The 7,588-nt window shown below is 68.9% G+C and carries 7 protein-coding genes; 1 reads left to right on the forward strand and 6 read right to left on the reverse strand.

The features are described from left to right. The first annotated feature begins 82 nt into the window (after nt 1–82). A complete protein-coding gene (locus tag AC14A7_RS07350) occupies nt 83–1,609 on the forward strand; it encodes a hypothetical protein (protein WP_484007703.1) in 1,527 nt (508 codons plus the stop codon). A gap of 60 nt (nt 1,610–1,669) precedes the next feature. Here AC14A7_RS07350 and AC14A7_RS07355 read toward each other — a convergent pair whose 3' ends face one another. The 6 genes from AC14A7_RS07355 to AC14A7_RS07380 form a co-directional block, all read right to left on the reverse strand. Beyond that, nucleotides 1,670–2,545 carry an NAD-dependent epimerase/dehydratase family protein gene (locus AC14A7_RS07355; protein WP_484007705.1) on the reverse strand — a complete coding sequence of 292 codons (876 nt, stop codon included), beginning with the start codon at nt 2,543–2,545 and terminating at the stop codon, nt 1,670–1,672. After that, on the reverse strand, nt 2,542–4,011 hold the full coding sequence (locus AC14A7_RS07360; RefSeq protein ID WP_484007707.1) for a class I adenylate-forming enzyme family protein: 1,470 nt from the start codon (nt 4,009–4,011) through the stop codon (nt 2,542–2,544). The genes AC14A7_RS07355 and AC14A7_RS07360 overlap by 4 nt, the downstream gene beginning before the upstream one ends. After that, nucleotides 4,004–5,155, reverse strand: a complete 1,152-nt coding sequence (locus AC14A7_RS07365) for a cytochrome P450 (protein ID WP_484007709.1) — start codon at nt 5,153–5,155, stop codon at nt 4,004–4,006. The genes AC14A7_RS07360 and AC14A7_RS07365 overlap by 8 nt, the downstream gene beginning before the upstream one ends. Next, nucleotides 5,152–5,892, reverse strand: coding sequence for a glycosyltransferase family 2 protein (locus tag AC14A7_RS07370; protein ID WP_484007711.1), 741 nt, complete (start codon nt 5,890–5,892; stop codon nt 5,152–5,154). Before AC14A7_RS07370 ends, AC14A7_RS07365 begins: the two co-directional genes overlap by 4 nt. Beyond that, nucleotides 5,889–6,884, reverse strand: a complete 996-nt coding sequence (locus AC14A7_RS07375) for a 3-oxoacyl-ACP synthase III family protein (protein WP_484007713.1) — start codon at nt 6,882–6,884, stop codon at nt 5,889–5,891. The genes AC14A7_RS07370 and AC14A7_RS07375 overlap by 4 nt, the downstream gene beginning before the upstream one ends. Then, on the reverse strand, nt 6,884–7,588 hold a 705-nt coding region (locus AC14A7_RS07380), incomplete at its 5' end, for an ABC transporter C-terminal domain-containing protein (RefSeq protein WP_484007715.1). The genes AC14A7_RS07380 and AC14A7_RS07375, both read right to left, overlap by 1 nt.

Genomic DNA, 7,588 nt, shown 5'->3' on the forward strand with positions numbered 1-7,588 from the left:
CCCCGTTCAGGGGTGGTTTACATAGACGCTATTGCTGCTAGCGTTAGCCGACCCGAAGTTTCCTTACCTAGAACGAGTACCCGTGATCACATCGAAGCTCCGCGCTGCCACGGCAGTTGCCATTTCCCTCGCCCTCGTGCTGACCGGGGCCACCGCCGCCGTCGCCGACCACAACCGATCGACCGCCAACTCGTTCTCTGTGACCGGAAACGCCGCCACATGGACAATTGTGACCGGATGGATCGCTGACTCCTCCGACTACATGGTCAGCGACACCCCCGGAGACACCCTCGAGGTCACCCAGCTCGCCGCTTACGGCGATGCGCCAGGATCCGGTATCGGCACGGGCGTCGACCTCACCGTCACCTCCTACACCGAGGACTCAACCAACGCCCTCTTCGACCGTTCGACCGAGGTGCTCACCGGAGACCTGTCCTCGCTCGCCGACGGCATCTACCAGGTGTACGCAGAGACCTGCTGCCGTGTCTACTCCGACAACGCCGGGTCAGACAGCTTCTCGGTCTGGGTGACGTTCACCAAGACAGGTAGCTCCTACAACGTTGCCCCCATGGGCTCGACAGAGGCACCGGTCACTATCATCAACGCCACCGGCGACACCGTGGTCAACTACGCGATGACAGACTCCGAGGCGATCACGTACTTGCTGGGGACCGACGTCAACGCGCCGTACTACGGCTTCGACGTCATTCCCTGCTCGACGTTCTCCGGCAGCGTGCTCACCATCGGGCCGTCGCACTGCGCTATCGGCGACGACTTCGCCACCATCTTCACCGCGGGATCGTGGTGGGGCGCAGAGATCGTTGCTTTTGACGCAAGCGGCAACGACAGCGCAACCTACTCGATGCTCCACGTCGCCGGTCCTCCGACGCCGAACGTCAACTATGCCGCCGAGTACGGCAGCACCAACGGCACCGTGCGGTTCGATGTCTACGACTCCAACAGCGAGCCGATCAACACGTGGAACGTCAACTGCGTGAACCAGGTCGATGCCACAGACGTCGTCTCCGCCACCGTCACCGCCCTCGACGACTCCGGAATCAACGTTCCCGGATTCACCATCGGCGAGACCTACGACTGCGACATCACGGCGACTAACACCGCTGGAAGCGACTTCACGTCATTGACGATCGGCGCGATCATCGACCACTACATCGATCTCTCCAGCGCACTGGCTGTTGGACAGGTTCTCAGCGGGAAGAGCGTGACGGTCACCGGACGGGATGTCAGCGACAGCGAGGAGTGGACCCTGACGCAGGACGCGCTGCTCATCGCATCGGCGTTCCCGGTTGCCAATGCGATCGACGCGCCCGTCTTCATGCCGACCAACGCGTGCGTGGCGGGCGCTCACCGCCTGACCGCGACGGCAATCGGCAACAACTTCGGCGAGACGATGACCGACTCGGTCTGGTACACGCTCGACGCCAACTGCGTTATCACGGCGTTCTCACTCACCGACCCGAGCGTCGCGGCACTCGCGGCGTCCGGAGCCAACGTGTCGCCGATCGTTCCGGGTGCAGCAGCACTCGGACTGCTGGGCGGCCTCGCGCTCCTGGTGATCCGACGTCGCAAGATGGCTGCTGTCCGCTAGTACGAACACGAGTAATCGCCGGGCTGCCATGCGCACCCGGCGATTACTCGTTAAAGGCACCTACCAGTGCTCCGCGCCCTGAAGCGACGTCTCGGTAGGTGAATATCCCAGCTCGTGCCGGGCCCTCGAGATGTCGAGCGTGCGCTCGAGCCCGAGCTGGCTCACGGCGTGGCGGGTGAGGCGTGGGCGTCCACCGGCGATGCGATGCATTTTCTCCAGGGCGGCTGCCGCAGAGAAGGCCGCCCGGTACGGGATGCCGTGGATCGCGACATCCGATCGCCCTAGGCGCGCCAGCAGCTCGAGCAGCACCTCGCGCAGCACGGTGTCGTCGGCGTCGCCGATGTTGAACACTCCGGTCGCCGCCCCCGGCCGCACGGCGAGCGAGACGGCCTCGACGAGGTTGTCGATGTGCGTGAGCGTGTGGAGAACGTTGGCGCCCTCTGGCAGTACGAGCCGGTGCCCACGCACCGCACCGACGATGCGCGGAAGCAGGGTGCGATCACCGGGCCCGTAGACGGCGTGCGGGCGCAGGACCGCCGCGTCGAGCCCGACGAGGAGCTGCTCTGCCGCCGCCTTCGACTCGGAGTACGCGCTCAGCCACCGGCTGGGCAGCGGCTCGTCCTCTGCGACCTGCACGGTCGGCAGCCAGGCGTCGTAGACGCTCGAGGTGGAGATGTGCACGAAACGGGCACCGGCAAAGCTCGCGATCACGTTGGCCGTGCCGCCGAGGTTCGCCCTCATGGCATGCTCGCGCAGCACCCAGTCGTCGGCGAGGGCGGCGCAGTGCACCACGGCGTCGGCGCTCTCGGTGATCGGGCGCGAGGCGATGTCCCAGTGCCGTCGCGTGAGCGCGGTCACCTCGTGACCCTCGGCGCGAAGGCGCTCGACGACCGCCCCGCCGACGAAGCCGGCAGAGCCGGTGACCGCGATCCTCACTGCTCCCCCACCAGGCGCACAAGGGCGAGCCGGTCGAGCTTGCTGCTGCGGCCCGCCGTCGGCAGTGCGTCGACGAGCACGATGCGGTCGGGCAGCACGGCTGCGTCGATGAGCCCTGGCAGCGCTCGCCGGATCGCCGGCAGCCGCGACGGGCTGTCGACCACGAGGGCCAGCACGATCGCGTCATCGCCGATGCTGTTGGGCACCCCGACCATGGCCGCCGCGCTCACCCCGGGCAGGCTCGCGATGATCGGCTCGTAGAGACCGGGGTAGACGTTGGTGGTGCCGCGAATGAACATGTCCTTGCTGCGGCCGGCGAGCACCAGCTGTCGCCCGTCGATGCGGGCAAGGTCACCGGTGCGCAGCTCGGTGAGGGGCGGTTGGCCGAGGTAGCCGATCGCGAGACCCGGGCCGCTCACAACGAGCTCGTCGCCGTCGGTGCGCGCGTGCACCAGCAGCTCGCCGACGTAGTCGCCGGCCCCCGTGTAGGCGAGCTTCTCGTCGGCATCGGCGATCGCAACCGGCAGCATCTCGGTCATGCCGTAGATGGAGAGGATGCGGGCATCAGGAAAGCGCTGTCGAGCCCTGGTCAGCAGCGGCCGCAGCACCGGCGCCCCGCCGATGAGCAGGGTCTGCAAGGCTGGCGCCCTCCCCGGCTCGCGGTCGAGCAGCGTGAGCATCGCGTCGAGCGCTGCCGGCACCGCGAACAGGGCATCGGCGTTGGGCAGCAGCCGAAGGTACTTCTCGGGGCGGGCGCCGGGGTCGGCTCCGGCGGCGGGCAGCAGCCAGTGCGCACCCGCGATGAGCGCCGGAAGGCCGACCATGAGCTGGTCGGTGAGCACGCGCTGGCCCGGCGCGAAGCGCACGTGGGCGGCGAAGCCGCCGAGTCCACTGGCGAGCGATTCCCGGGAGTGCACAACGGCCTTCGGGTTCTCTGTGGTGCCGCTCGTGAAGATGATGAGGGCGGCATCCTGCTCGCTGCCCCGCGGCGTGGCGAGGGAGCCGCGCAGCCGATCGATTGGCGCGGCACCGCGCGGCACTCCCGGCAGGCGCGCGCCGGCGTAGAGGTGCCGGGCCTCGGGAACGACGGTCGCGTACGGCGGCAGCTCGAGACCGCGGCTTCGTGCGATCGGCCGCAGCAGCCGGGTGGAGGCGAGGTAGAGCATCGACTCGGCGGCGACCCACCGTGGCGCTGCCAGCCCCGCTCGCGCGCGGAACATCGCCTCGCCGGCTCCGGGGTCGGCGAAGACCACGACGCCGCCAGCAGCGACGATGCCGAGGGCGAGGCAGATGCCGTCGACACGGGGGCGCACGCTGAACAGCACACGGTCGCCCGGCTCGAAGCCGAGCTCGATGAGTCCGGCCGCCGTGCCGAGCACGCGCTGCTTCAGCTGCGCGTAGGTGAGGTCGGCGAGCGCTGGCGCGTCGGGGGTGCGATCGCACGCCGAGAGCAGCTGCTCAAGCACGCTGCACCTCCAGTCGTGCATAGCTCGGGATGAGCACTCCGCGTGCGGCCCGGCGGCTGGCGATGCGCACGTCGCCAGCATCGAGCAGCGCGTCGAGCACCAGCCGGATCTGCGCCATGGCCAGCGGTGCGCCCAGGCAGAAGTGGGTTCCCGCGCCGAACCACAGCTGGCGAAGGGTCGCAGCGACGTTGGCCTGCGGGTCGAAGGCTCCGAGCGCGCGATTGGCCGCGAAGGTGGCGAGGATGACGCGGTCGCCAGGACGCACCGCGACGTCGCCGATGGAATCCTCCGCGACAACCGACCGCAGCATCACGGGCGACGGCGTCGTCACGCGCAGCCCCTCCGCGATCGCCGGCTCGACGAGGGTGCGGTCGGCCGCGATCACGGCCAGCCAGCCGCTGTCGACGAGCAGGGCGATCAGCCGTGGGATGTAGGAGACGAGCGTCTCGGTACCCGTCAGCACGAAGGCACCGACGGCGCCCATGGCCTCGTGCTCTGTGAGCCCGAGAGAGCGCATGCGGCCCGGCACCGTCGACTCGTCGCCGTCGCGGTAGGCGAGTTCTGCGCTGGCCGTGAGCTCTGCGAGCGTCTGCCTCGCTCTCGCCGCCTGGGAGTCGGTGAGGCGCGGCCGGCTCAGTCGAACGAACGCGGTGATCGACGACACGCGCCGAAACAGGTCGTCGCCGATCGCACCCTCGAGCCCGACGAGCTGGCTGATCATGGCGCTCGCGTAGTGGCGCACCTCGGCGACAAGGTCGACCCGCTCGCCGGCGTCGATGCGGGTGGTCAGTGCCGCGACATCCAGCTGCCGTTTCGCGAGTGCGTCGACGTAGGCGGGTGCGAACAGGGAGCCGAGCTTGCGGCGAAGGGCGAGGTGGTCCTCCCCCTCCATGTTGAGCAGCACGCTCGGGCCGAGCACCGGCGTCCACAGGTCGGCCGGAGCGCCAGGGCCCGTCTTGGTGAAGCTCGCGGTGTTCATGAGCGTCTCGCGCAGCAGCGCTGCGTCGGTGACGACGACCCCGAGCCCCGGCACCCGCGTGGCCGGCGCACGCACGGCCTTGAGCAGCGGGTAGGTGACCGGATGCGCGGCGCGCATCACGCGCTCCTCCCAGCGGGCGGCCAGCGGGTTCGGGTCTGGTGTCATCGAATGTCCACGTGCTCCGGCCGGTAGGCGTGGTCCTTGTACCAGAGCAGGGTGTTCTTGAGGCCCCAGGCGGTGACCCGACGGCTCGAGCCGAAGACCACTACGTCGCCACGCCGGGCGTAGTCGGAGGTGATCGTGCGCACAGCATTCACGAGGGCGCGATCCTCGTGAAGGTCTTCTATGCGGGTGCGGGGAAACCCGCCGGCCAGCTCGTAGAGCTCTGCCGTGATGCCGACGTTGCAGCCAGCCGCCATCATGTACGGCCCGAGGTAGTCGCCGCCCCGGTTGCCCCGGCGGATGCGTCCGAATGCCTCGGCGAGGTGCACCGCTCCGCGCAGCATGGCCCGGGTGAGGAGCGGAAGACCCTCGTCGCGGCGGGGCACGAGCTCGCCGCCGACGAGTCGCAGGCCGTGCACCGTCAGCGCCTTTCTCACGGCGGCCGTCCAGTCCTCTCGCGGAATGCAGTCGGCATCGGTTCGCGCCAGCAGCGTCGCCCCCGCGGCGATCGCGGCGCGCATGCCCGTGTCGGCGGCAGCGCCCGTGCCCTTGACCGGCTCGTGGATGACGCGCCAGCGCGGCTGCGCATACGACTCGATGATCGCGACGGACTCGTCGGTCGAGCCGTTGTCGACGAAGACGACGTCGAAGTCGTCGTCACGCTGCTCGATGAGCGCCTGCAGCGTCGGACGGATGCCCGCGGCCTCGTTGTAGACCGGAACCACCACCGCGAGGCTCACAGCCGCACCACCATCAGGCCGAGGGAGATGCCGCCCGCGAGGCCGATGAGCAGTGCGAGGCTGCCCGGCTTCGTCATGCCCGTCTCGCGGGCGCGGATGAGCTGCAGCGGCAGCGTCACCGAGGCGAGGTTGCCGTGATCGGCGACCGTGATGACCGACTTGCCTGCCGCCACCCCGAGCCGCTCGAAGATCGGCGGAAGGTATGGCAGCGCCACCTGGTGGATGGCGACGAGGTCGAAGTCGCTCCAGTCGAGGCCGTTGCGCTCGAGCAGGGCGTGCACGGGAGCGGGACCGAGCTCGAGGAAGGCCGCCTGCAGACCGGCGCCGTCCATGTCGAAGTAGGAGTCGTCCCCTCCGCGCGGGTTCATCGAGCCGCCCGTCGGCAGGGTGCCGACCGACCAGTGGCGCGACACGGCGGTGAAGTGCGAATCGAGGATGCCGGTGCCGTCATCCGTCGCCTCCAGGATCACCGCCGCTCCCCCGTCGCTCATCGTGTAGCCGGGAAAGGAGCGGATGAACTGCTCCTTGTCGCGCAGGCTCCAGCGCACGCCCTGGGACGGCTGCTCTCCGCTTGCGATGAGCACGCGCCGGTGCTGTCCGGTGGCGATCAGGGCGGCCGCCACCTGCATGGCGTTGATGACCGAGTTGCAGGCGTTCTTCACATCCATGACCGGGCAGTCGAAGCCGAGCTTCGCTGCAACGATGTGACTCGTGGCCGGCTCGATGAGGTCCTGGCTCGCGGCCGCGAAGATGACGAGGTCGATCGGGCCCGGCGACTCCTCTAGCGCGATCCTCGATGCGGCGACGGCGAGGTCGCTAGTCTGCCAGCCGTGCGCGCGAAGGTGCACCGAATCGACGCCGGTGAGGCGGTGGATGAGGCCGGTCGACAGCTTCAGCGTCGGGTTGGCGGCACGAAGGTCTCGCTCTGTCTGCGCCGTGCTGCGGGTCTGCTCAGGGAGGTAGACCCCGAGTCCGGCGATGCGGGCCTGCACTAGGCCAGCAGCTCCTCAAGCTCGAGCCAGCGCGTCTCGACCGTGTCGAGCTGGTTCTGCAGCTCGGTGATCTCGGTCGACAGGGCGCCGAGACCGGTGTAGTCGTTCTGATCGTGCGCAGCCATGCGCACATGCACCTCGGCGATCTGCGCCATGAGCTTCTCGATCTTGCGACCGGCGGCGGCATACTCCTTCTGCGCGTTGCGCAGCTCTGCTCCCCCGAGGCCCTTCGGCTTCGCTGCCGCTTTTGCAACGGCCGGCGAGTTCTGAGCGGCCCGGAGCTCGAGGTACTGGTCGACCCCGCGCGGCAGGTGGCGCAGGTGGCCGTCGAGCACGGCGTACTGGTTGTCGGTCACGCGCTCGAGCAGGTACCGGTCGTGGCTGACCACGAGCAGGGTGCCGGGGAAGGTGTCGAGCAGGTCTTCGATGGCGGCGAGCATGTCGGTGTCGAGATCGTTGGTCGGCTCATCGAGGATGAGCACGTTCGGCTCGCTGAGCAGAATGAGCAGCAGCTGCAGCCTGCGCTTCTGCCCACCGCTCAGGTCTTTGACCGGGGTGCTGAGCTGCGCGCTCTGGAACCCGACGCGCTCGAGCATCTGCGTCGGCGTCATCTCCTTGCCGCCGGCGATGTAGCTGCTCTTGTTGCGGGCGATGACGTCGCTCACGCGGTCGTTCCAGACGTCCTCCAGCTCGGCGAGCTGCTG

Source organism: Conyzicola sp., from assembly GCF_057073975.1.

Excerpts from the sequence above, each read along its gene's own strand:
- AC14A7_RS07365 (WP_484007709.1), bottom strand. The coding sequence starts at position 5,155 with ATGACACCAGACCCGAACCCGCTGGCCGCCCGCTGGGAGGAGCGCGTG.